We start from the raw sequence: 24,334 nt of genomic DNA, 5'->3' as shown, positions 1-24,334 counted from the left end.
ATCGGTTCCAGCGCTAGTTAGCCCGCGCGCCAGCGCGGGCCGCTGGAACTGAAGCGCAGGCGCCCGTTAGCCCGACGCGCTGGTGCGTCGGGCTAACGCCCACACTAACGCTTCGGCGCGAAGCGACGATAGCGTTCAGTGTGATGTTCGGCTCCGTCTTCTCTCTCTGCTATTGAAAGACGACCTTCACCCCGATATACTCTGAGAACATCTCGCCGAGCTTGGTAAGGCGAAAGATGATCATTTCCTTTGACGGGATGAGGTCTTCGCCCTTCATGTAGTCAAGCGCAGCATCCCTGAATTGCGTGCGCAATGCCTCCTCTTGATCTGCGTTCGTAATCCAGTCGGCGATCACCATCAAGCCAGATCGTTTCGATATGAATCGCATCGACTCAAGGTCCACAGAGAAGTCCAGTTCCTCCGGTTCGGGAAGATGAACCACGAGTTGATTGTTAGTTCTTGCCAGATCCGCGTCGGTCAGCTTGGCAAGGTCGATTCCGTAGTACAGCTTTGCCTTGGCGATCAGATACCCCTCCTTCTTTCCGAGGATGGGGTTGCTGTCGTTCGACTCGACCACGATTTGAGACGTGATCCGATCGGTCACAAGAAAGCTTAGTTCCTCGCTCTTGAGGACTTCCAGCGCGTTGCGCTCAGTATGCTTTACCGACGTTACGACCTGGACAAGCTGAACGATCTTCGGAACCAGGGGGACAAGCACGGCAGCAAGCACCACGATGACTGCCCCGGTCGCAACAAGCCGCAAGTGAGGAATCCTGAGTTTCTTCATGTTGCACATCTCCCCTTGCGCCTTAGCAGGAACAGAGCCTGAGCAAGACAAGCACAACGATGATGATAAGAATGATCGCTCCGATACCTCCGCCCTTCATCTTGTGTATCCTCCGTATTGTCTGTCAGCCGAACGGGGCTGCGGCTGAGCGGTGCCCCCGGAGGGGGCATCGGTTCCAGCGCTAGTTAGCCCGCGCGCCAGCGCGGGCCGCTGGAACTGAAGCTCAGGCGCCCGTTAGCCGACCTCCAGCTGTCCGCCTGCTGCATCCGCTTCGCGGACTAGGTCCTCCCAAGGCCACTTGACTGTTGCATAGCCTCGATAGAGAAGAAGCTGTCGATCAACAACGGTCACTTCTTCTGTTGCCGGGCTATACCCAAGAATAAGTCCGCGACCATCCTCATCAACCTGCAACTCCTGAAGTTTCTCGAGAATAGCTTTCAAATTGCTGTACTGAATCCGCTCCTGCCGCTTGACCGCTTTCTCAAAAATCGCTCGGGCGTGGATCCCTTTTATGAGATCGTCGTCGCTCGTTTCCATAAGCACCGCCATCGTGTGAGCATAGATACCGGTGGCGTTCTGACGAGTTCGTATGCCGGCTGCCACTCTCTTGGCAAACTGCTGATAGACAGGGTTTAACTGTTCGGCATAGGCCATGCCTGCACCATTAACGTGCTCCACATTACTCACATGTTGTTTCAGAAGTTTTTTCTCGGTGATGCCAGCTTCGTCCAACGTTAGCAGCGTGAGTTGCTGGAGTAGCCCGGCATTTGAGTAGGCGAGGGAAACAAGTCTTGTCGTGACGTCTGGGCCGAAGTCAATATGGAGTGCATCACCCCCCTTGTGCAGAATCGCTTCAAGATCCTTCTCTATCCACTCAATTGGGATTTCATGGACGCGGCCAGTGAGATCTGGATTCAGATGCAGAAGCAGGTTTGTTTCTGACCACACTCCGATAATGATCGCGTAGACCCCATAATCCCACAGCGTCTTGAGGTCAAAAGCAAAATGTCTCCTGTCCTCGGTGGACATATAATGGAAATCCTCAATTGCGAGACGACGGCCAGAATTCTTGATGATTTCAGCGACAAAGCGAAGATCGTTGATGTCGTGGCCAACAGACATTGTCTCAGTTGTCTTCTCGGTATCGCGTCCCATGGATGCTGTGATGCCGACCTTGGCCAACAGGGCTGCACCCCCTTCGCCGGTTGCCGATAGGCTGGCTTTGAATACTCCTTGACGAGATTCCTTTACTTCGAGCCTAACTTCGAGTTGCGACAGGGCATCAACATAAATATCTGTGAATGGTTTCCGAAGACGGCACTGCACAGTAAGCGGCTTGTGCAAGACCTTCTGCCTCAACCAGGATTTGCCTGACTTGGAAGGACCGCGAATTGCTATGTGCGTTGTGCGATCCAGGTAAGTGGCAAGCGCAGCGTCAAGGTTCCCACGATCCACATACGAGTATTCACGTAGTTCAGGTGATATTCCAAACACTTGGCTTGTTTTCATGCTCGTATTTCCCTCTTCACGGCTAACGTCTGCACTGAGGTTTTGCGCGCGTAGCAAGCAATAACCTCCAGTGCTTTGTTCTGTCTTCAGATTTCGTAGGCTTCGACGATTTCCTCTCCGTCAATCGGTATCGTCTCCGCACTGAATTCAGTTCCACAAATCTTGCACCTGAGTTCCTTCGGAACACAGGTGAGACTTCCTTCCGACTCTCTGGCTTCTGCCAAGAGGTCGGCTCGAGACTTCTTCTCGTAATGTACCTTTGCTAGATCGAGACGGTAGATACTGCCCGACTTCGCACCAACATAGGTTTCGAAATCACCACCCAGACCACTCTCGAACATCTGGAATTCGGTCGGCAGACTGCACTTGGGGCAGTTCGCATGGCAATTCGAGATCAGTAATCTATTCTTTCTCATCTTCTTTCAGACAGAACTTATGATTCTACACAATCTCCAATTGCCGGTACCTAGTGGCAAAATTTTACCGGCGAGAGGGAAAAACGTCAATATTCCGCTGTTTTGTCTTCCTAAAGGCGATCAATCTTGTTGCAAAATATCCGTTTGGTTACCATAACAACCGAAATACCGTAGTTATATCGATTTTAGCGTTAATAAGGGATTCTGTTTATGGCCGGGCGCGGCGACCGGCTCCAGTCGGTTCTGGGTGATTTCGCCAACTTCTAGATCTGTTAAACCTGCCTGCCGGCCGGCAGGTTCCACAGATATCGAAGAGGGAATTTTTGCACCTGATTTCTCTGATTAACTCTGATTGAGAGGGAAAGAATCATGGTTTCCATTGTCTGCCGGGCGACATCTTCAGCTCGTCATCAAACCGTTTAAAATCCCCTTGTGCCTCTTGCGCCTCTTGTGGCCAACTCTTTCCCCGTTTGTGCCTTTTGTGGCTAATCCTCTTCCCTTCATGAACTTCATGGTCGAGAAAGCATAGAGCATGGCGCATAGGGCATAGAGTACAGCAATGCCCTCAACTATCCCGTGCCCTCTGCTTCCCCCTAAAAACCTTTCCCTATCTGTGGAATCTGTGGACTCATTGAGGGGGCAAGGTAGGGGGCTACTGAATTCTGAATTCTTTTCCTTTCAGAGTTAATCAGAGTAATCAGGTGCAAAAATCTCCAGGGGCCCGAGCCCTATTTAATTCTCCCCTTGCTCCTTTTCCCGAATCGGAGTAATCAAAACCCATCAGGCGCGCCCTGGCCGCGGCCGAGAGCGGCGTGGAAACGGCGATTGCGCGCCGGGCATGTTTCTTCAAGTCCAAGGAGGCCCCATGAAAGAAAGCGTAGCCACATCCGCGGCCCCGGCGGCAGGCGGCCCTTATTCCCAGGCGGTCAAGGCCGGGGACCTGATCTTCGTTTCCGGGCAAATCCCCCTGAGCCCCGAAGGGGAGCCGGTCGGGGAGGGGATCGAGGAAGAAACGGTCCGGGTCCTGGAGAATCTGAAAGCGGTGCTGGCCGCCGCCGGCGCGGGCTTGGAAGACGTGGTCAAAACCACCTGTTTCCTGAAAAACATGGACGATTTCGCCCAGTTCAACCGGGTCTACGCCCGCTTTTTCCCGGCGCCGTTCCCGGCCCGGGCCTGCGTCGAGGTGTCCCGGCTGCCCAAGGGGGCGCTGGTGGAAGTGTCGGCGATCGCGCTGCGGCGGTGAGCGCGGCGGAAGAGGGCTTCGGCGTGGCCGCGGACAGGATCATCACCCTGCTGACCGATTTCGGCGCCCGCGACTGGTTCGTGGGCAGCATGAAGGGGGTGATCCTCTCGCGGGAGCCCCGGGCGAAGCTGGTGGACATCACCCACGAAATCGCCCCCGGCAACGTCCGGGAAGGGGCGTTCGTCCTCATGAACGCCTGGCGGTGGTTCCCGCCGGGGACGCTCCACCTGGTCGTGGTCGATCCCGGGGTGGGTACGTCCCGGCCGATTATCGCCGCCCGCGGCGCCGGCCACCTCTTCCTGGGGCCCGACAACGGGGTGCTCTCCTGGGCCCTGGAGGGGATTTCGAACCCGGAGGTCCGCCGGCTCGATCCCGGCTTCGCGCCGCCGTCGGCCGCGCCCACCTTTCACGGCCGGGACATTTTCGCTCCGGCGGCGGCCGCCCTGATCGGGGCGGGCGCCTTCGAGACCTGCGGCCCCCCGTCGGCTCCGGCGGAACGCCTGGACTTTCCCGTCCCCTCCCGTTCGGGTTCGGAGTGGACGGTGGAGGTGCTGCATATCGACCGTTTCGGGAACGTGGTCACTTCGTTTCCGGCGGAGCGCCTGGGGGAACTGGGTCCGTCCCCGGCGGTCGAAGGCATTCCGGTGCCGGTCCGGGAAAGTTACGGTTTCGGCGAAGAGGGGGAGTTGATGGCGGTGGCGGGGAGCGCCGGGTTCCTGGAACTGGCGGTTCGGGGAGGGAGCGCCCGTGACCGGCTGGGAACGGCGCCGGGCGCGCGCCTGGTTCTGTCGGGCCCCCGCCGTGCCTGAAGCAGGGAAGATCCTGGTCGGCACCGCCGGGTGGTCCTACCCCGATTGGAAAGGCGTGCTCTACCCGCCGCGCCCGCCCCGGGGATTCGACCCCCTGGTCTACCTGGCCCGCTACCTCGACCTGGTCGAAATCAATTCGACTTTTTACCGACCGCCGACGCCGCGCAGTTCCGAATCCTGGGCGAAGAAGATTTCCCCGTTTCCCAAGTTCCGCTTCACGCTCAAGCTCTACCGGGGGTTCACCCACGATCTGAAACTCTCGGGCACTCTCGAAACCGACGCCTGGGACGAGGGGATCGCCCCCCTGGAGGCCGGGGGAAGGGTGGGGGCGATCCTGGCGCAGTTCCCCTACTCCTTTCATCGCACCGCCGGCTCCTGTTCTTTTCTGGCGGCGCTGCGGGACCGGTTCCCCGACAGCCCGCTGGTGGCAGAATTCAGGCACGGTTCCTGGGACTCCCCCGAAACCGCGGAGCTCCTGGCGGCCCTCGGGATCGGTTTCTGCAACATCGATCAGCCGAGGGTCTCGTTCTCCCTGGGGCCGAGCGCCCTGGCGACGTCCCCGGTGGGATACGTCCGGCTGCACGGGCGCAACGTCCGGGAGTGGTTCCGGCCCGGCGCCGGCCGCGACCGGCGCTACGATTATCTCTACCGGGGAGCGGAACTGGAGGAATGGGAAGACCGGATCCGGTCGCTGGCCGGCCGGACCCCGGAAGTTTACGTCGTCGCCAACAACCACTTCCGGGCCCAGGCGGTCTGCAACGCACTCCAGATCAGATCGGCCCTGGACGAGCGCCGGTTGAAAATACCTCCATTACTTCTTGAGGCTTACCCCGATCTGGATACAATAGCGGCCAGGCCATGAAACGACTGCTGCCATTGCTGGCGGCGGCGGCCGCCGCCGCGTGGGGGTGCGAGACCTTCCACGAAGATTACTCGGTCCATATCGTCTCCGAGCCTTCCTCCGCCGAAGTCTGGCGGGGGGGGTATTACCTGGGGACCACCCCCTACATCATGACCATCACCGCCACCGACGCCGAAAAGGACGCCGGCACCGTCGTTTTCCCCCCGGTCACGGTGAGAAAAGCGGGTTACCGGGAACAGGAAGTGGCCCTGGAATTGACGGTGGGGGAAGGGCAGTACTGGGAATGCATGGTGGAGCTGGCCCCGGCCGGGGTTGCGGAAGAAGGAGCGCCGAAGCCGTGATAGAGATCGACTGCTGCCAAAACGGCTGCGAAGGAATTTTTTCCTTCGAACTGGGGGCGCTCCCGGGCCCGGAAAAGCCGGTCTGCCCGGAGTGCGGAGCGACTCTGGAACTGGGGCGGGGGGAGATCGAGGATCTGAATCTGCTCTTCGACCTGGTCGGAGCGATCCGCCGGGCCGCGCCCATCCTCTCCCGCACGGCGGTGGGGGTGGAACTGGCCGGGGCCAAGGTGCTCCTACCGTACCGTCTTCTCCTCTCCCGCCTGACCACGGAGCTGGCCGTCGAGGGAGCGGGGGGGAAACGCGTTTTCCGGGTGCTGCCGGATACGGTGGGACCGCTTTCCGGCGAGGCCGGGGCTCAACTTGACGGAGGTCGGCGGGAGTGTTAAAATGAAAAAGGAACGGATTCCCGAGGTGATTGTGGACGTGGCGGCCATTACAACCGACGATAGGCGCTCGTGCCCCCGTGTGCCCGGAGATTTCCCCGTCCGGGTGGGCTGGGGAGACGTCAGGGAAGAGGGAACGGGGTGCGACCTGGGGACGGGGGGGATTTCCTGCGTTCTTGCCCGCGGTCCGGACGTCGCCACCCTGGTCGATCTCGATATCGTGCTCCCCCCGCGCGGCGGCAACCCCCGTCGCCGCGGGGTGAGTTGCCGGGGCCGCGTGCTGCGCGCCGATACGACCGAGACCGGCGCCCGGAGGCTGGCGATAGCCTTCGTGGATATTCCCCCCGGGGAGAGGGTGGAACTGGACGAGTACGTGGCGGACCTGGCCAGCCACCCCCCCGTTTCCCAGCGCGTCCGGATCGAAGATCCGGCTTTTGAACCTCAGGGGTTCTCCGGCACGTGCAGCTGCTATATCCCCCTTTTCCATGAATTGAGCCTCACCTGCAACCTGCCGGACGGCTCCGAAGTCGCCTGCACCGCGATGGTGGTCAAATGCGAGCGCGCCCGGGCCCAGGATCCTTACGAGGTGGTGTTGTTCTTCCTCGACCCCCCGGACGAAGGGCGCGCCCGCCTCGCTTCCCACTTTCCCTTCTCCGCGTCCTCGGTTTGACGGGCCTGATGGGCTCCGGCGCCGGATCATATCGTTTCGACGGGGAGCGGCTGGTCGGCCGCCGCCGCCTCGATTCCCCCCACTCGGTTCTGACGGTTTATCCCAATTCCGGGGCTCTGGCGATGGCCAACCTCGGTTTTCTGAAGATCATGAGGCTGGCGGAGGCAGTGGAGGGCTGGCATGCCGAAAGAGCCTTCGCGGGGATGCAACGCTCCTGGGAGCGGAAACGGACATTTTCCAGCTTCGACCTGATCGCGTTCTCTCTCTCCTACGAACTCGATTACCTGGCCGTTCCCCGGATATTGGCGGAGGGCCGGATTCCCCCCGCCGCCGCCGACCGCGACGATCGTCACCCCCCGGTGGTGGCGGGGGGGGCGGCGGTCACCATCAATCCCCGGGCCCTCGCCGGCATCGTCGATCTGGCGGTTTCCGGCGAAGGGGAAGGCGTTCTGGAACGGCTGCTGAAACGCCTGGAGGAACTGCGGGGCCGTTCCCGCCGGGAAAAACTGGCTGCCCTGTCGGAGTTGCCGGGAGTCGTCTCCCCGTCGTCGGGCCCGGGCTCGTGGACGCCCCCGGCCGACCCCTGGGAGGCCGGGGCCGATTATCGCATCGTCGCCGGAGGTTCGGTTTTTCCCGGCCGCGGGCTGATCGAAGTCGGTCGCGGCTGCGCCCGCGGCTGCCGGTTCTGTTCGGCGGGGTATATCTACCGGCCCGCCCGGTACCGTTCCCCGGAAAGCGTCCTGGCCGAGGCCCGGCGCTACGGGGAAGCTACCCGGGCTCTGGGCCTGGTTTCCCCCTCGGTTTCCGACCACCCCCGGATCGGCCCGATCGCCCGGGCGCTGAGGGACGAGGGATTTTCCCTGTCCGTTTCCTCCCTGAGGGCGGAAACGGCCGCGCCGGACCTGCTGGAAATCCTGGCGGAAAGCGGCCAGAAGGAGATCGCGCTGGCCCCCGAGGCCGGGAGCCCGCGCCTGCGGCGCGCGATCAACAAGCCCATTCCGGACGAGATCTTCCTCGAAGCCGCCCGCTCCGCCTCCCGGGCAGGGATGCAGTACCTGAAGATTTACTTCATGGTCGGGTTGCCGGGCGAAACCGCTGAGGACCTGGACGAGGCCCTGGCACTCGCCCGCCGCCTACGCGAGATCATTCCCCTGCGGGCGACGACGGCGCCGTTCGTCCCCCGGCCGGGCACTCCGTTCCAGTACGCGGCCATGGAGACCCCGGCGGCCCTGAAGAGGAAGACGGCCCACCTCGCCGCCGGCTTCAGGAGGATCAAGGGGGTCGAAGTCAGGGGTTTCAGCGTCAGGCAGTCGATCGCGCAGTGCGCTCTGGGTTTCGGCGGCCCGGAGACGCTCGACCTCCTGCGCCGGGGCCGGTTGCCCGAAGCCGCCCGGATCTCGGGGGTTCACGACCCCGCCGCCCGCGCCTATCCGGCGGGGCGGCTCTCTTCCCGCTGGCTCCGGGACGAATGGGAGAAGGCGGGAAAGGGGGAGAGCACGCCCCCCTGCGCGTTCGGGACCTGCCGCGCCTGCGGCGCCTGCTGACCCGCCCTCCGCCGGTTTCAGCGCGAAGCCAGCACGCGGGCGAGTTCCCGGCCGAGGGCGGCGATGGTATAGGGCTTGACGATCATGCCCGCGAATCCGTAGCTCCTGAAGTCGGCCAGGATCGGATCGTCGGAGTAGCCGCTGGCGACGACGATCCGCGCCGCCGGATCGTGCCGCGCGATCAGCCGCGCCGCTTCTTTGCCCCCCATTCCCCCCGGCACCGTCAGGTCCACTATGGCCGCGGTGAAGGGCTGATCGGCGGAGAGCCCCCGGAGATAGGCGTCTACGGCCTCTTCGCCGGCGCATGCGGTTTCCACCCCATAACCGAGCCGCTCGAGCATGCGCCGGGTGATCTTGAGCACGGCCGGATCGTCGTCCATGACTAAAATCCGGCCGCGTCCCCGCTCCCCGCCGGGCTCGGAATCCTCCCCGGGATCTCCGGGATACTCGACGGCGGGAAGATGGACGGTAAAGGTGGCCCCTCGTCCCGTTTCGGAATCGACCGCGATCGAGCCGCCGTGGTTCTTGACGATGGAATGGCAGATAGTCAGGCCCAGCCCGGTCCCCCCGTCCCTGGTACTGAAAAAAGGATCGAAGATTCTCGAACGCGTTTCCTCGGATATGCCGGTTCCCGAATCGCGGACCGTGATCTTGACATATTTCCCCGGCAAGAGGAGGGCAGGGCCGTTTTCGGAGAGAAAAACGTTCTCGGCCCCGACCAGGAGTTCGCCGCCCTCCGGCATGGCCTGGAGGGCGTTGGCCGTCAGATGTCCGATCACCTGAGCGATCTGGCCGGGATCGGCTTCGATCGGCCAGAGATCTTCGGGGATGGCGAACGCGCAGTCAGTCCGCGAACCCCGCAGGGCGAAATCGACGCATTCCCGCAGCATGTCGCCGACCGCGAGCGGAATTTTGGCGGGGGCCCCTCCCCGGGAGAACGTGAGCAGCCGGCGGGTCAAGCCCGTGGCTTCCCGGCAGGCGTCCTCGATCTCCCGGAGCAGCCCCGCCGCTTCCTCTTTCTCCGCACCCGCCGCCAGGGAAGCGTTGGCCATGATCCTCATCAGGAGATTGTTGAAATCGTGGGCGATCCCCCCCGCGAACACGCCCAGGGATTCGAGTTTCTGGGTCCGCGCCAGCTCCTCCTCGATCCGTTTCTGGTCGGTGACGTCCCGGTTGATGCCGATCGTTCCTATCCGTTTCCCGTCGGTATCGCGGAGGCAGGAAATGACCGCGGAGAGGGTGCGGCGTCTTCCCTCCTTGGTGACCAAGGGGATCTCTCCGCTCCAGACGCCGTTTCGATCCAGGCCGTCCATGATCTCCTCGCGGATCCGGCGGGCGCGGTTCTTCGGGTTGATCATAGCGGCCGGCCGCCCGAGCAGTTCGGACCTGCTCCAGCCGGTGATGCGCTCGGCGGCGGGGTTGACGTCGATGAAGCACCCGTCCCGGTCGAAGACCAGAACCGCTTCATCCACCGAACGGTAGACCAGGGAATGGCGCCGCAGCGCTTCCTCGGCCCGCCGGCGATCGGTGATGTTCGCGACCACGCCCACCGCTCCTTGAAAAGCGCCGTCGAGGAGGAGCGGGGAAAGCTTGCAGGAATACCATTCCGGCGCCTGAGGGTTGCCCAGGCTGTATTCGTAGGTGACGGATTCCCCCCGCCGGGTCGCGGCAAAGGCGGATTGGAAAAGAAGGTCGGTTTCCGGGGGCATGACCTCTCCATGGGTTTTCCCCATGAACACCGTCGGGTCACGGTAGAGCTTGACGCCTTCGGGAAGGTGGTAGAAGACGAAACGCTGGTCCCGATCGAAAGCGAAGACCATGTCGATCATGGAGGAAAGGATGCCGCCGAGGCGGCTTTCCGAGTCCCGCAGGGCCTGCGTGGAACGGACCGATTCGGTGATGTCGGTGGCGACGCACAGGATTTCCCGTCTCCCCCCCCTCAGCAGGAGGGCGGTTTCGTTGAGGTCGAGGAAACATTCTTCTCCGTTTTTACGGCGGTTTTTAACCATATGCCGAAACGTTTTTCCTCGGAGAATCTTCCGGATATGGTCGTCGATGTCCTTACGGGAATCGCTGGAAGAGAACATGGAGACGTGGCGTCCGACCACCTCGGAACGGTCGTATCCCAGGATCGAAGTAAAGGCGGGGTTGACGTCGAGAATGAGCCCCCCCTCGTCCTCCAGAATGATGGAGGCGGGGCTGATTTCGAAGAGGGTGCGGTAATAATCGTCCTTATCGCCGCCGGCGGGCAAAGGGTCCGGCTCCCCCGCCCGGCGCCCGCGTCCGGGCCGGCCCGATTTTCGATCGAACGTCATATCCTCATGCCGAAAACGATAATCCCGCGAGTCGGTGAAAGAGTCTTCATATTCAAAACGTATTCGCCGCGTAATTACAAGTTTTATCGGCAAAAAATTTCGGCTTATGCCCGGAAAACCGGAGAGCCGGGCCCGCTTTAGGATTGTCTCCCCGGGCCCGGTTGGATAGGATTTACACGCTGACAGTGTCAATTTAACACACAGGGGAGATACATGGAGAGAACGATAGCGTTCGTCGGAGGCGGGAATATGGCCCGGGCCCTGATCGAGGGGCTGCTGGCCGCGAAGGTTTTCCCCCCGGAGCGGATCGTGGTGGCGGAACCGGTCGCCGGCCGCCGGGAAGTTCTGAAGCGGGACTTGGGAGTTGGGGTCACGGGCGACAACCGGGAGGCGGTCGGCCAGGCCGAGGTCGTGGTCATCGCGGTCAAACCTCAGGCCGCCGCCGAGGTCTTCGGCGCCATCCCCTCGTCGGATTGGAACGGCCGACTGATCGTATCGATCATGGCCGGGGTCTCCACTTCATCCCTGGAGCGCATGGCGGGCGGCGCCCCGGCGGTGGTCAGGGTGATGCCGAACACGCCGGCGCTGGTGGGGGCGGGGGTGTCGGCGGCCTGCCCGGGCCGCTACGCCGGCGCCGAAGACATGGCCCTGGCCCGGGAGATCCTCTCCCCGTCGGGAAGGGTGGTGGAACTCGAGGAGGGTTACATGGACGCGGTGACGGCGGTCTCCGGCAGCGGGCCCGCCTATCTCTTCGCCTTCACGGAAGCCTTGACGGCGGCCGCCGAACGGATCGGGCTGCCCGAAGAAACCGCCCGGGAACTGGCGGTCGGAACCGTCGCCGGCGCGGCCCGGCTTCTGGAGAAGAGCGCCGCCGGGGCGGCGCGGCTCCGGGAAATGGTGACGTCTCCGGGGGGCACGACCGAAGCCGCCCTGGCCGTTTTGAACCGCCGGGGGTTCGAAGCCGTCATCGCCGAAGCGGTCCGGGCCGCCCGGGACCGCAGCCGGGAATTGGGGGAGAAGGAGTAAGACCGATGGAGCTGATCGAACTGGCCGTCAAGCTCTACACGGTCTGTCTTCTGGTGAGGGCCCTGGTTTCGGGAACCGGCCAGCTGGCGTTCAACCCCGTCTACCGAGGGATCGAACGGGCGACCGACTCTCCGCTGCGGTTCCTGAGCCGGATTCTGGGAGGGGCGGGACCGCGTACGGCGGCGGCGGCGGCGCTGGCCCTGTCGGTGCTCCTTCTGGGAGCGATCTACCCTCCCGCGGCCCGGCGCCTGGCGCTTTTTCCCGATCACTGGATCTTCACGGCCGGTTCTTTCTTCTGGGGCCCGGCCCGGGCCCTGGCCGCCCTGGCGGTTTTCTGGTACCAGGTCGCGGCTTTTTTCCTCTTCCTGGAGTGCCTTTCCCCGGGGACTGCCAACCAGATGACGCGCCTGTCGGCGCAGGTGCTCGGCCCGGTCCGCCGGGCTCTGCCCCGCCCGGGCCCGGCCCTTCTGGCCTGGGTGGCGGCTTTCGGGGCGCTCCTGGCGTTGGTGCGGGTTTCCTACGTGGCCGCGGGGCTTCTGCTCCCGCCGTCCGAGCCGCTGATCCGGGGCTGGTTGAGCGCGGCGGGGGCCCTGCTCGGTTTTTCCGGCATTGTCGTCCTCCTGCTGATCGCGCGCGCCGTTCTTTCCTTCCTCCCCCCCGCGGGTCCGCGGGGCGGAATGGGATATATGGTGGAGACCCTGACCGATCCGATCCTGCGGCCGTTCCGAGCGCTCAACCTCCGCATCGACCGTTGGGATCTGACCCCGGCCGCGGCCATCGTCGCCGTCCTGGTCGCGCGCCGGCTGGCCGAACTCGTTCTGTTCCGGCTGTACGAGGTCCTGCCGTGACCGCGGGAAAAGGAATCAAGGTGCGTCTCCGTCCGGGGGCGGCCCGGGACCGGGTGGCGGGCCCGCACGGCGACGCCATCCGGATCGAGGTGACCGCCCGGGCGGTCGAGGAAAAAGCCAATCGGGCCCTGGTCCGCTTCCTCTCCCGCGCGTTGGGAATTCCCCGTTCCGCGGTCTCGATCTCCGCCGGCCGCCATTCCCGGGACAAGCTGGTCAGGATCGAGGGTATGGATCCGGCCGCGGCCGCCGCGCGGCTTCTGGAAACTCCGGGGGCGGCGCCGCGATGAAAAAGGAATTCATCGATCGCTTCATCGAGCGCTTGGACCGGATCGGCCCTCAGGAGTTGGAGGAGTACCTGCTGGCTTTCAAGGCCCGCAAAGGTTTTCTCGAGGGTATCCTCAACGGCATGCAGGAAGGAGTGGTGGCCTTCAACGCCGGAGGCCGGATCGTCCTCGTCAACCGGGCCGCGGAGGGGATGCTCAACCTCCCGGAGGAGCCCCTGGGTCTCGGATACGAAGAAGCCGTGCCCCTGGGCGCCGTCCGCGACATCGTCCGGCAGGGCCTGCGACTGCCCGGGCAGGCCCTGACCCGGGATATCTTCATCGCCGGGACATCCCCGCGCTGGGTCCGGCTCAGCCGCAGCGGCCTCTTCGACGGAAACGGGAGCTTCGGCGGAATCGTTCTGGTCCTGAGCGACGTCACGCGCCTGCGCCGGGCCGAATCCGAAGCCAGCAAGGCGGCGACCGTGGATTACCTCTCCTTCCTCACCGCCGCCGTCGCCCACGAACTGGGCAACCCCCTCGGTTCCCTTTCGCTGCACGCCCAGCTTCTGGAACGACGGCTCCGGGAACTGCCCGCTCGATACGGGCTTCCCCTGCGCAAAAGCGCCGAAGTGATCCGGGAGGAGATCGAGCGCCTCAACGGCATCGTCCGCCAGTTTCTCCAGGCGCTGCGCCCGGCCCCCGTCTCGCTTCGGGAACACGACCCGAGCGAGGTGATCGGGGAAGTCGAGACGTTGCTGGAACCGGAACTGAAAGAACGCCGGGTGGATCTCATCCTCAAGCCGCCGTCCCGTCCCTTCCGGTGCCGCTTCGACCGCGATCAACTCAAACAGGCCCTGATCAACCTGGTCCGGAACGCCGCCCAGGCCATCGCCCGGTCCGGGTCCATAGAAATTTCATGGGCTCAGGACGGGGGGTATTTTCAGCTCACGGTGGCCGACGATGGGGGGGGCATCTCCTCCCGGGACCTGGGCCGGATCGCGGAGCCGTTCTTCACCACCAGGGAAGGAGGGGCCGGACTCGGGTTCCTGGTGGTCTACCGGATCGTGCGCCAGCACGGCGGAACGGTCGAAGTGAGCAGCGAAGAAGGAGTGGGGACGGCGGTCAAAGTCAGGCTTCCGCTCCGGCCCGATACCTTGAAAGCCCTTCCCAAACCGCGCGAGGAGGAGGATTCTCCGAAGTCAAGCCCATGAAGAAAGCGACCATACTGATCGTCGACGACGAAAAAAATTCGCGCACCGGCCTGGAGGATGCGCTGAACCTCCCCGGCTACCGGGTACTTACCGCCGAAAACGGTTTCCAGGCGGAGGAGATCCTGGCCGCGGAACAGATCAACCTGGTGATCAGCGATCTGCGCATGCCCGGCATGACCGGTCTCGACCTCCTCAAGCGGGGGGAGCGGATCAGCCCCGGCACCCTCTTCATCATCATGACCGCCTACGGGAGCGTCGATTCGGCGGTCGAAGCCATGAAAGAAGGGGCGTTCGATTACCTGACCAAACCCGTCAACATCGAGCAGCTGGAACTGCTGGTGGCCCGGGCGTTGAAGAGCCAGAACCTGGAAGCCGAAAACAAGTATCTGCGGGAACAGCTGGAAAAACGGTTCGGGTTCGAATCCCTGATCGGAAAAAGCGCGGCCATGGAGCGCGTCATCGCCGTCATCCGCCAGATCGCGGGGACCAGGAGCACCGTGCTTATCTCCGGAGAATCCGGGACCGGGAAGGAAGTCGTGGCGCGGACCATTCACCAGCAGAGCCCCCGTCGCGCCGGGCCCTTCGTACCCGTGCATTGCGCCGCCCTCTCGCCTTCTTTGCTGGAGAGCGAACTCTTCGGCCATGAAAAAGGCGCGTTCACCGGGGCGATCGCCATGCGCAAAGGTCGGTTCGAAGTCGCCGACGGAGGGACCGTCTTTCTCGACGAAGTCGGGGAGATCCCCCCGGAGATCCAGGTAAAGCTCCTGCGGTTCCTGGAGACCAGGGAATTCGAGCGGGTGGGCGGTTCCGTCCCCATCCGGGTCGACATCCGGCTCCTGGCCGCCTCCAACGCCGATCTCGACCGTCTGCGCCGGGAGGGACGCTTCCGCGACGACCTCTACTACCGCCTCAACGTGGTCAGAATCGATCTGCCGCCACTGCGCCGCCGCCAGGACGACATTCCCCTGCTGGCCCGGACCTTCGCGGCCGAGTTCGCGGCCGAAAACGGTCTTACGGGGATCGAGATTTCTCCCGAAGCCATGCACCGCCTGCAGGCATACTCCTGGCCCGGGAACGTCAGGGAACTGCGCAATTGCCTGGAGAGCATGGTCGTCCTCGCCCGGGGGAGGCATATCGGGGTGGAGGACCTCCCCCCCCCGATCCGGGAAGCGGGGGCAGGAGGCGAAGGAGCCGTCCCGCCCCCGGCGCTGAATTTGAAGATAAGGGAAAAGGATTCGATCGGGAAAGCCCTGAAACATTGCCGCTACAACAAGGCGGCGGCGGCCCGGATGCTGGGGATCAGCCGCCGCACCCTCTACCGAAAACTGCGCGAATACGGGTTGGAGGATCGGGCAACAAAGGCTGGTGAGGAATGATAGCTTCGCTTAAGCGGGATTTGAAATCGGTCTTCAAGCGCGACCCGGCGGCGCGCAGTTATCTCGAAGTCATGCTCTGCTACCCCGGCCTGCACGCCATCTGGCTGCATCGGGTCGCGCATTGGCTCTGGCGGCGCGGAATGCGCCTGGCGGCCCGGATCGTCGCCAACCTCAGCCGGTTCCTGACCAACGTCGATATTCACCCCGGGGCCGATATCGGGGCCGAAGTCTTCATCGACCACGGCGCGGGCGTGGTTATCGGCGAAACCGCCCGGGTCGGAGAGGGAAGCCTGCTCTATCAAGGGGCGGTACTGGGAGGGACGTGTCTGCATAAACAGAAACGGCATCCGACGTTGGGCCGGAACGTGGAGATCGGCGCGGGGGCCATCATCCTCGGTCCGATTACCGTCGGCGACGGCGCCCGGGTGGGAGCCGGATCCGTGGTTATCCGGGACGTGCCCCCCGGAGCGACCGTGGTCGGGGTCCCCGGCAGGATCGTCATGGGGTTCGACGAGGATTATATCGCCCAACTCCGCCACGCCCAACTTCCGGACCCGGTGGCGGAGGCGATCAAGATCATGGTCCGCTCCAACGAACAGCTCCAGGAACGGGTGGCCAAACTGGAGTCGGTGGAGGGGATCCAGGCCACCATCGACCGTCTCCTGGAAGAAAAAAAGCGGGAGATCCTCCAGGAGTTCACCCGGGCTCAGCAGGATGGCGACGACGCCGCTTGAGCAGGGGGTCCCGGCGGCGGGGGCGGGGAACAGCCGCCCGGCCGTGGCGGTGGCGGTTTTGGCCTTTCTCTGTTTCGCCTGGCCCGTATATAACTGGCCGGGGTTCTGGAACACCAACGAATACAGCCGGGTTTTCCTCACCCGGGCCCTGGTCGATCGGGGCAGCCTCTCCATCGATCGGGAAGTCAAGGCGCATTTCACCCAGGATATCTCGTACTTTCGGGGTCGGTTTTATTCGAATAAAGCCCCGGGAATCTCCTTCCTGGCGGCGCTTCCCTACCTGGGAATCCGGGCGGTGGAAACGGCGGCCGGACGCGTCGCCGCCGAACCCCTGCTCCTCTACCTCCTGCGGCTGAGCACGGTTTCCCTGCCGGCGGCTTTGTTCCTGCTGGTCCTGAATTCGGTCTGGAGAAGGATGGGGGCTCCCGCTCCCCTGCGCCTGGCCCTGCTGGCGGTCAGCGCCGCGGGAACCCCGGCCCTGGCGTATTCCATGCTTCTGTACAGCCACTACCCGGCGGGCATGCTCCTTTTCTCTTCCTGGGCCCTCCTGGAACGGGGACGCGCTCCCGCGGGCGCCGGCTTTCTGGCCGGGTTGGCCGTGGTCGTCGAATACCCGGCGGCGGTACCCGCGCTCCTGCTCTGGCTCTATTCGCTGCGGGGCGGTCGGTCCGTCCGCCGCGCTCTCGTTTTCGCCCTGGGGCTGGGGGTCCCCCTGGCCGGTCTCATGCTCTACCAGCGCGCCTGCTTCGGCGGCGTTTTCTCGCTCCCCTACCTGCACGAAACGCACCGGGCCTTTTTCCTGGCTCATAACCGGGGCATTGTCGGAGTCACGTACCCCCGTCTCGAAACCGTTTTCGGCCTCACCGTGAGCCCGTTCCGAGGGTTGCTGTTTTACGCGCCGATCCTGGCCGCGGCCGTCCCCGGCCTGATCGTTCTGGCGGCCGACCCCCGCCGGCGCGCGGACGGATGGCTTTTCATCGGGATATCGCTGTCGTACTTCTACATCGCCAGCGCCTTCTCCGATTGGGAGGGGGGCTGGTCGGCGGGTCCCCGGCACCTGGTGCCGCTGATCCCCTTCTGGCTGACGGCCGTGGTCCGGTTGTTGGCCCGGAGCCGGCGCCGGGGAGCCTGGGCCCTGGTTCTGGCCCCGCTGGGGCTGATCTCCGTCATCCACTCGGTTTCCGCCGCCGCCACCTTCCCCTATTTTCCCCTGGTATTTTCCGCGCCGCTGTACGATCTGGCGCCGGCGCTCATGGAGAAGGGGCTGTTCGCCCCTTCGCTGGGCGAAGCGTGGGGATGGCGGCAATGGCCGGGGATCCTGCCGTTTGTCGTCCTGACCGGGGTCATGGCCGGATTCTATCTGGGCGGTCTTATCCTCTGGGGGCTGAAAAGCCCCGTCGCCCGCTCGGCCGCCGCGGTTCTGAGCCTGGTCTGCGCCGCCGTTTTCTGGACCGGCGCCCGCAACCTGGCGACGGCGCGGGCGGCGGCCCTGACCGGGGCCGAGGCCCGGGCGTACCGCGAGGAAACGGCCCGGCTGGAGCGTTTCATGAGCGCCGACCAGTCTTCCGGGGCCCCCTTGACAGGCCCGGAGGAGTGACATAGAGTTGACGAACATAAAGGGTTGTCAACCTCAGGGCGACAAGGAGAGAACCGATATGAGTGATTACGTCAGCTACCGCCGGTTGGGACTGGTCAACAGCAAAGACATCTTCGCCAAGGCGATCGAGGGGGGCTACGCGGTCCCCGCCTACAACTTCAACAACATGGAGCAGCTGCAGGCGATCATCCAGGCCTGCGTGGAAACACGCTCCCCGGTCATACTCCAGGTCTCGTCGGGCGCTCGGAAATACGCCAACGCCACCTTGCTCCGGAACATGGCCCGGGGAGCCGTCGAGTACGCTCGGGAACTGGGCGCCGAAATCCCCATCGTACTCCACCTCGACCACGGGGACAGCTTCGAACTCTGCAAGGACTGCATCGACAACGGGTTCAGCTCGGTGATGATCGACGGTTCCGCGCTGCCCTACGAGGAGAACGTGGCCCTGACCCGCAAGGTGGTGGAATATGCCCATTCCCGTCCCGACTACGTCACGGTCGAGGGGGAACTGGGGGTTTTGGCCGGGGTCGAGGACGACGTCGCCGCGGAGAAATCCCATTATACTCAACCCGAGGAAGTCGTCGATTTCGTGACCCGCACCGGCGTGGACTCGCTGGCGATTTCGATCGGAACCTCGCACGGAGCCAACAAGTTCACCCCCGAGCAGTGCACCCGCGGCCGGGACGGGGTTTTAGTCCCCCCGCCGTTGCGGTTCGATATCCTGGAAGAGATCGAAAAGAAGCTCCCGGGGTTCCCCATCGTGCTTCACGGTTCCTCCTCGGTCCCCCGGGATCAGGTGGAGACCATCAACCGCTACGGCGGAGCCCTCAAAGACGCGGTGGGCATCCCCGAAGAGCAGCTTCGCCGCGCCGCCCGCTCGGCGGTCTGTAAGATCAACATCGATTCCGACGGCCGCCTGGCCATGACCGCCGCGGTCCGCCGGGTGCTGGGAACCAAACCCGCCGAATTCGACCCCCGCAAGTACCTGGGCCCGGCGCGCGAAGCCCTCAAGGAGCTCTACGCCCATAAAAACCGGGAAGTGCTGGGCTCCGCCGGAAAAGCCTGACGCGGGGGCGGCCGGAGCGGGGGGCCGGTTCAGAACCGGTATTCCAGCCCCGCCCGGACCTGCCAGTTCCAGAAGTCGGTATCGTCTTCCTTGACCGTGATCGTTCCCAGGTCGGGGTTGGAGTGGGTTTGTTCCCGGTCGATCCGGGTGAAGACGTATCGGGCTTCGACGTTGAGGTAGATGTACTGGCTGAGCATGAAATCGACCCCTCCCGAAACGTGGAGGGAGTATTGCCCGGTGACGTCGCCGGTAACGCTGACGGGATAGACGGCCCCGCTGCCGGGATCGACCACGTTGTAGCTGCCCTCGATATCGGCGTCGATGTAGTAGTATCCTCCGCCGACTCCGAGGTAGGCCCGGGCATATTTTTCCAGGGGGCCGGAGTAGACCAGGCACTGGAAGTAGAGGGGCATGACCTTGTCTTTTTCGTTGTAATAGACCGTGGAATCGGGAAGAGAGTAGGGCATGTCCACCAGTTCGTCGATCGACCACTGGAAGTAATCGGTTCCGATTTCGATTCCGAGGAAATCGTTGAACTTATATTTGAGCGACCCGCCGAAACCGATCTGGCCGTCGAACTCGCTGGCCTTGGGGTTAAGGTAAGCGGCGTGGGCGCCGATCCGGAATTCGCCGGCGGAACCGGTTCCGGCCAGGCCGACCGCTATCAAAGAAGCTATGGCCATGTATCTCGTCATCATCCCCTCGTCTCCTCGGTGGGTTTCCTTCCCCTACTACGCCCCGTCCGCCCGATCGGTTCAGCGATTGTCGACGGGGACGGCGCATACTACTGCCCGTTCCCTTCGGCGTAAAGCGAAAACCGGCCGATCGCCCGGCGGCTCTCCCCGAGCGGGGCCCCGGGCCGATTTAGATTGAAGGATGGGCGCGGAATCGTAAAATCGAAAGAAACGGATTCCGGGAATGGTGAAATGACCGTCTTGTACATGCTGCTTTGCATCGTCGTCTCCTATCTTCTGGGGGCGGTCCCCAGCGGTTACCTCCTCGCCTACCGCCTCCGGGGAATCGATATCCGCCGGGAGGGGAGCGGGAACATCGGGTTCGCCAACGTCCTCCGGACCGCCGGCAGCCTGGCCGGGGTCCTCACCCTGGTGCTCGACGCCGGCAAGGGATTTTTCGCCGTGAGGGTGGCGGCGTGGTGGTGCGCGCACTGGGCGGGCGCCGATCCGGCGTTGACGGGGTTGTTCCAGATCGCGGCGTTTTCGGCGGTGGCGGCCGGGAACGTCTGTTCGGTTTTTCTGGGGTTCAGGGGAGGAAAGGGGATCGCCACCTGCGCCGGCGCCCTGCTCGCCCTGGATTGGGAAGTGTTCGGCGCCAGTCTCTGCATCTGGCTGGCGGTGGTCTGGATCTCCCGCTACATATCCCTGGGGTCGATCGTCGCCGCGGTATCCCTGCCTCTGCTCATGTATCTCTTCCGGCGTCCCGTTCCCCTGGTGGTGTTCATGACGGTTCTGGCGGCGGTGGTCGTGGCCAAGCACGCCGGCAACATCAAACGGCTTCTGGCCGGCACCGAAAACCGGCTCGGCCGCCGGCCCCGCGGAAACCTCTCCCGGCTGCTGCGCAGGTACCAGCGGGGCCATCGCCGGGTGGCGGTGGTCGGAGACGGCGGTTGGGGGACCGCGCTGGCCCTGCTTCTCGCCCGCAAGGGGGAGCAGGTGGTCCTCTGGGGCGCCTTCCCCGACTATATCGACCAGATGCAGCGGACTCGGGAGAACGTCCGCTACCTCCCGGGCATGGCTATCCCCGAAACCGTCGTTCTGACCTCCGATCTCCGGCAGGCCCTCCGCGGCGCCGACGCCGTGATCATGGCCGTTCCCTCCCGGTACATGAGGAAAGTATGCCGGGCGGTCCGGGAACATCTCCCCCGCAGGGCCATCGTCCTCAGCGCCGCCAAGGGCCTGGAACCGAAGTCCCTGAAGCGGATGAGCGTCGTGCTGGCGGAGACCCTGGCCACCCGCCGGGTGGGGGTGATCTCCGGGCCGAGCCACGCCGAAGAAGTGGCCCGCGGACTGCCCACCACCGTGGTGGTGGCATCCGACGACCACGATGTGGCGTTTCAGGCCCAGGCCATCCTCATGGAAGATAATTTCCGGGTATACTCCCACGACGACGTGATCGGCGTGGAGCTGGGGGGAGTGCTCAAAAACGTCATCGCCATCGCCGCCGGAATTTCCGACGGCTCCGGCCTGGGGGACAACGCCAAGGCCGCGCTCCTGACCCGGGGGATGGTGGAGATCGCCCGCCTCAGCCGGGCGATGGGGGGGAAAGTCGAGACCAGTTGGGGGTTGTCGGGAATCGGCGATTTGATCGCCACCTCCTTCAGCGAGTTCGGCCGCAACCTTCGGCTGGGCCGGATGGTGGGCCGGGGCGTGAGCGTGGAGGCGGCCCTGGCTTCCACGGAGATGGTGGTGGAGGGGGTGGGGGCTTCCCGCGCGGTACGGGCCCTGGCCGCGAAAGTGGGCGTGGAGATGCCCATCACCGAACAGGTCTACCTGGTCCTGCACGAGGGGAAGAACCCCCAGGAAGCGGTCAGGGACCTGATGACCCGGGCCCCCCGGACGGAGTGACGGCCGGACCCCGCGGGGGAAAAAGCTCCTTGCAATTCGGCCCCGCCCGCGCTAAGTTCGCACCTGCATTCGGCGGGGCGTGGCGCAGCCTGGCTAGCGCGCATGAATGGGGTTCATGAGGTCCCGGGTTCGAATCCCGGCGCCCCGAGTCGGCAGGTTCGACGAGCGGGAGGGCTTTCGGCCCTCCCGTACTTGCAGGGGGACGCGCCGGGCGGAACCCGCCGTCCCGGGGAGAAACGCATGAAAAAGATCCGCATAGGCCTGATCGGGTGGGGCACCGTGGGGACGGGAGTCCTGAAGATTCTCCGGAAGAACGGCGGTCTGATATCGGAGCGCCTGGGAGCGGAACTCGAAGTGGCCCGCATCGCCGATACCGATCTTTCCCGACCCCGGAAGATCAGGGTGCGCCGGTCGCTGCTGACCGCCGATGCCGCCGAGGTCGTCGCCGATCCTTCCATCGACGTGGTCGTGGAGCTGATCGGGGGGTTGGAACCCGCCGGCAGCTACATCCTCGGCGCTCTCAAGGCCGGGAAGTACGTGGTCACCGCCAACAAGGCGGTACTGGCCCGCCGGGGCCGCTCCATCTTCCGCGCCGCCGCCTCTTCCTCACGTGAAGTGTTCTTCGAAGCCAGCGTCGGCGGGGCCATCCCCGTCGTCAAGGGGCTGCGGGAGGGGCTGGCGGCCAATCGGATCACCTCCATACTGGGGATCGTCAACGGCACCACCAATTACATCCTGAGCCGGATGACCGACGAGGGTCTTTCCATGGACGCGGCCCTGGACGAAGCCCGCGTCCTGGGGTACGCCGAGCCCGACCCCAGCCTCGACCTGGCCGGGCTGGATTCGGCCCATAAACTGGTGATCCTGGCTTCTCTGGCGTTCGGCGCCTGGCTCGATTACCGCAAAGTTCTGGTGGAAGGAATCGGAGGGGTGACTTCCGAGGACATCCTCTACACCGGGGAACTGGGATATACCGTCAAGCTTCTGGCCATCGCCAAGGACGGCCCCGCCGGGATCGAGATGAGGGTCCACCCGACCCTGATCCCCCGTCACCACCTCCTGGCCTCGGTCAGCGGGGTGCTCAACGCCGTTTACCTCGACGGGGACTTCAGCGGGCAGAGCATGTTTTACGGCCAGGGGGCGGGAGAAGGCCCCGCCGCCTCGGCGGTGGTGGCCGATCTGATCGAAGCCGGCAGGATGATCTTGGGGAAGGCGGTCCCGTCGGCCGGAGTGCCCCTCGGGCGCCGCCTCCCCCGCCTTCTCCCGGTCGGCGACATCGAATGTTCCCACTACCTCCGGCTCCAGGCCGTGGACCGGCCGGGGGTGCTGGCCCGGATCGCCAGCATTTTAGCCGCCCGTGGGATCGGCATCGCCTCCGTGATTCAACGAGGTCGCCGGGAAAAGGGAGCGGTGCCCGTCATCATCATGACCCACCGGGCCCTCGAAGCCAGGATGAATTCGGCGCTCAAGGAGATCAAGGCGCTCTCGGTCATCAAGGAACCGCCGGTCCGGATCAGGGTCGAACGCTGAGGGCCGATGAAGACCGTGGTCATACTCGGCGACGGCATGGCCGACCACCCGGTCGCGGCCCTGGAAGGGAAAACGGCCCTGGAAGCGGCCCGGATTCCGAATATGGACCGCCTGGCGAGGGAAGGCGCCGGAGGGTTCCTGCGCACCGTCCCCCCCGGGTTTTCTCCGGGAAGCGACGTGGCCAACCTCTCCATTCTCGGCTATAACCCGGCTTCGTCCTATACCGGCCGCGGTCCCCTGGAAGCCGCCAGCCTGGGCGTCGAGCTCCAGCCGGACGAAGTCGCCTTCCGCTGCAACCTGGTGACCGCGGCCAAGGACCGTCTGGCCGATTACAGCGCCGGGCACATATCCTCCGAGGAAGCCGGGGTGATCGTCGACCTGCTGGAAGCGCGGTTGGGGGGCCGGGGGATCCAGTTCCACGCCGGGGTGGGGTACCGTCAGCTGGCGGTGGTCAAGGAGGACCTGCTCGAGGGGGGGCGCGGGAAACTGACGACGACTCCTCCTCACGATATCGTCGGGGAGCCGTTTCATCCCCATCTCCCCCGGGGCAGGGGCGGCGGGTTTCTCCAGGACCTGATCCGGAAATCGCTGGTCATTCTCAAGAATATCGAGATCAACGAGATCAGGATCGATCTGGGAGAAAACCCGGCCAATATGATCTGGCTCTGGGGGGAGGGGAAAACCCCCTCCATCGCCCACTTCGAGGAACGCTTCGGCCTCCGGGGCGCCCTGATTTCGGCCGTGGATCTGCTCAACGGCATCGCTGTCTACGCCGGTCTCGACCGGATCGCGGTTCCGGGAGCGACGGGCTACCTCGACACCGACTACGGAGCCAAGGGAGCTTACGCGGTGAGGGCGTTGGAGGGCTTCGACGTCGTTTTCGTCCATATCGAAGCTCCGGACGAAGCCTCCCACGCCGGAAACGTCGGGGAAAAGATCAGGGCCATCGAGGCGATCGACGAAAAAGTAGTGGGGCCGCTTTTGGCGGCGGCCGAGGCCGGGGGGAACGTCCGTATCCTCCTCCTCCCCGATCACCTCACTCCGGTCGAGATCAAGACCCACGTCGAGGACCCGGTTCCCTTCGCGGTGTGGGGGCCCGGAATCGCTCCCGACGCCATGGCTTCATACGGAGAAACCGAAGCGCGCCGCGGCCGCTTCGGCCTGAGAATCGGCCATAAACTGCTTCCCCTTTTACTGGAACGGGAGAAACTATAAATCCGGG

The 24,334-nt window shown here is 64.2% G+C and carries 22 protein-coding genes and 1 tRNA gene; 19 read left to right on the top strand and 4 right to left on the bottom strand.

All coding sequences use genetic code 11. The features are described from left to right. Positions 1–169 precede the first annotated feature (169 nt). Both PLZ73_05895 and PLZ73_05890 read right to left on the bottom strand, forming a co-directional pair. Positions 170–787 (bottom strand): DUF4230 domain-containing protein, encoded by a 618-nt coding sequence (locus tag PLZ73_05895; GenBank protein ID HOO77405.1) that lies wholly within the window; start codon positions 785–787, stop codon positions 170–172. Positions 788–1,021: 234 nt separating this feature from the next. Continuing rightward, entirely contained in the window at positions 1,022–2,296 is a 1,275-nt protein-coding gene (locus tag PLZ73_05890; GenBank protein HOO77404.1) for a hypothetical protein, read from the bottom strand. Between the two features lie 1,281 nt (positions 2,297–3,577). On the opposite strand from PLZ73_05890, the gene PLZ73_05885 reads away from it, so the two are divergent. Genes PLZ73_05885 through PLZ73_05855 form a run of 7 tightly spaced genes read left to right on the top strand, consistent with a single transcriptional unit; the run spans position 3,578 to position 8,564 of the window. Further along, the gene (locus PLZ73_05885; GenBank protein ID HOO77403.1) at positions 3,578–3,955 is read left to right on the top strand and encodes a Rid family detoxifying hydrolase; all 378 of its coding nucleotides are present in this window, start codon (positions 3,578–3,580) and stop codon (positions 3,953–3,955) included. Further along, positions 3,952–4,764, top strand: coding sequence for an SAM-dependent chlorinase/fluorinase (locus PLZ73_05880; protein HOO77402.1), 813 nt, complete (start codon positions 3,952–3,954; stop codon positions 4,762–4,764). Before PLZ73_05885 ends, PLZ73_05880 begins: the two co-directional genes overlap by 4 nt. Further along, positions 4,703–5,626 (top strand): DUF72 domain-containing protein, encoded by a 924-nt coding sequence (locus PLZ73_05875; protein ID HOO77401.1) that lies wholly within the window; start codon positions 4,703–4,705, stop codon positions 5,624–5,626. Before PLZ73_05880 ends, PLZ73_05875 begins: the two co-directional genes overlap by 62 nt. Next, the gene (locus PLZ73_05870) at positions 5,623–5,967 is read left to right on the top strand and encodes a hypothetical protein (protein HOO77400.1); all 345 of its coding nucleotides are present in this window, start codon (positions 5,623–5,625) and stop codon (positions 5,965–5,967) included. The genes PLZ73_05875 and PLZ73_05870 overlap by 4 nt, the downstream gene beginning before the upstream one ends. Beyond that, on the top strand, positions 5,964–6,353 hold the full coding sequence (locus tag PLZ73_05865; protein ID HOO77399.1) for a hypothetical protein: 390 nt from the start codon (positions 5,964–5,966) through the stop codon (positions 6,351–6,353). The genes PLZ73_05870 and PLZ73_05865 overlap by 4 nt, the downstream gene beginning before the upstream one ends. Position 6,354: 1 nt before the next feature. Continuing rightward, positions 6,355–7,020: a PilZ domain-containing protein gene (locus PLZ73_05860; GenBank protein ID HOO77398.1), complete on the top strand. Its 666-nt coding sequence runs from the start codon at positions 6,355–6,357 to the stop codon at positions 7,018–7,020. A gap of 8 nt (positions 7,021–7,028) precedes the next feature. Continuing rightward, entirely contained in the window at positions 7,029–8,564 is a 1,536-nt protein-coding gene (locus tag PLZ73_05855; GenBank protein HOO77397.1) for a radical SAM protein, read from the top strand. Between the two features lie 17 nt (positions 8,565–8,581). On the opposite strand, the gene PLZ73_05850 is transcribed toward PLZ73_05855, so the two are convergent. Further along, a complete protein-coding gene (locus PLZ73_05850) occupies positions 8,582–10,879 on the bottom strand; it encodes a PAS domain S-box protein (GenBank protein HOO77396.1) in 2,298 nt (765 codons plus the stop codon). 213 nt (positions 10,880–11,092) lie between these two features. Between PLZ73_05850 and proC the strand changes: the two genes are divergently transcribed. Genes proC through PLZ73_05810 form a run of 8 tightly spaced genes read left to right on the top strand, consistent with a single transcriptional unit; the run spans position 11,093 to position 19,000 of the window. Next, positions 11,093–11,905, top strand: a complete 813-nt coding sequence (gene proC, locus PLZ73_05845; GenBank protein HOO77395.1) for a pyrroline-5-carboxylate reductase — start codon at positions 11,093–11,095, stop codon at positions 11,903–11,905. A 5-nt stretch (positions 11,906–11,910) separates the two neighbouring features. Beyond that, positions 11,911–12,753, top strand: coding sequence for a YggT family protein (locus PLZ73_05840; protein HOO77394.1), 843 nt, complete (start codon positions 11,911–11,913; stop codon positions 12,751–12,753). Continuing rightward, entirely contained in the window at positions 12,750–13,040 is a 291-nt protein-coding gene (locus PLZ73_05835; protein HOO77393.1) for a DUF167 domain-containing protein, read from the top strand. Before PLZ73_05840 ends, PLZ73_05835 begins: the two co-directional genes overlap by 4 nt. Further along, positions 13,037–14,227, top strand: coding sequence for an ATP-binding protein (locus PLZ73_05830; GenBank protein HOO77392.1), 1,191 nt, complete (start codon positions 13,037–13,039; stop codon positions 14,225–14,227). The genes PLZ73_05835 and PLZ73_05830 overlap by 4 nt, the downstream gene beginning before the upstream one ends. Continuing rightward, positions 14,224–15,603, top strand: coding sequence for a sigma-54 dependent transcriptional regulator (locus PLZ73_05825; protein HOO77391.1), 1,380 nt, complete (start codon positions 14,224–14,226; stop codon positions 15,601–15,603). Before PLZ73_05830 ends, PLZ73_05825 begins: the two co-directional genes overlap by 4 nt. Next, complete coding sequence (gene cysE, locus PLZ73_05820) at positions 15,600–16,337, top strand: serine O-acetyltransferase (protein ID HOO77390.1); 738 nt, start codon at positions 15,600–15,602, stop codon at positions 16,335–16,337. Before PLZ73_05825 ends, cysE begins: the two co-directional genes overlap by 4 nt. Further along, complete coding sequence (locus PLZ73_05815; protein HOO77389.1) at positions 16,318–17,934, top strand: hypothetical protein; 1,617 nt, start codon at positions 16,318–16,320, stop codon at positions 17,932–17,934. Before cysE ends, PLZ73_05815 begins: the two co-directional genes overlap by 20 nt. 58 nt (positions 17,935–17,992) lie before the next feature. Next, a complete protein-coding gene (locus PLZ73_05810) occupies positions 17,993–19,000 on the top strand; it encodes a class II fructose-1,6-bisphosphate aldolase (GenBank protein HOO77388.1) in 1,008 nt (335 codons plus the stop codon). A 29-nt stretch (positions 19,001–19,029) separates the two neighbouring features. Here the strand turns inward: PLZ73_05810 and PLZ73_05805 are convergent, their stop codons facing one another. Further along, positions 19,030–19,698, bottom strand: coding sequence for an outer membrane beta-barrel protein (locus PLZ73_05805; protein HOO77387.1), 669 nt, complete (start codon positions 19,696–19,698; stop codon positions 19,030–19,032). A gap of 228 nt (positions 19,699–19,926) precedes the next feature. Here PLZ73_05805 and plsY point away from each other — a divergent pair, with 228 nt between their 5' ends. The 4 genes from plsY to PLZ73_05785 all read left to right on the top strand — a co-directional run bounded on the left by plsY (position 19,927) and on the right by PLZ73_05785 (position 24,327). Then, positions 19,927–21,582 (top strand): glycerol-3-phosphate 1-O-acyltransferase PlsY, encoded by a 1,656-nt coding sequence (plsY, locus tag PLZ73_05800; GenBank protein ID HOO77386.1) that lies wholly within the window; start codon positions 19,927–19,929, stop codon positions 21,580–21,582. A 73-nt stretch (positions 21,583–21,655) separates the two neighbouring features. Continuing rightward, a tRNA-Pro gene (locus PLZ73_05795) sits at positions 21,656–21,730 on the top strand. A gap of 92 nt (positions 21,731–21,822) precedes the next feature. Further along, positions 21,823–23,112 (top strand): homoserine dehydrogenase, encoded by a 1,290-nt coding sequence (locus PLZ73_05790; GenBank protein HOO77385.1) that lies wholly within the window; start codon positions 21,823–21,825, stop codon positions 23,110–23,112. 6 nt (positions 23,113–23,118) lie between these two features. Beyond that, positions 23,119–24,327, top strand: a complete 1,209-nt coding sequence (locus PLZ73_05785) for a cofactor-independent phosphoglycerate mutase (GenBank protein HOO77384.1) — start codon at positions 23,119–23,121, stop codon at positions 24,325–24,327. Positions 24,328–24,334 lie beyond the last annotated feature (7 nt).

The sequence above is a fragment of the bacterium genome, assembly GCA_035380285.1.
In the GTDB taxonomy this organism is placed as follows: Bacteria; Auribacterota; Erginobacteria; order Erginobacterales; family DAOSXE01; genus DAOSXE01.
Note: the sequence above shows the minus strand (reverse complement) of the source record. Positions and strands in the feature narration are given on the sequence as shown.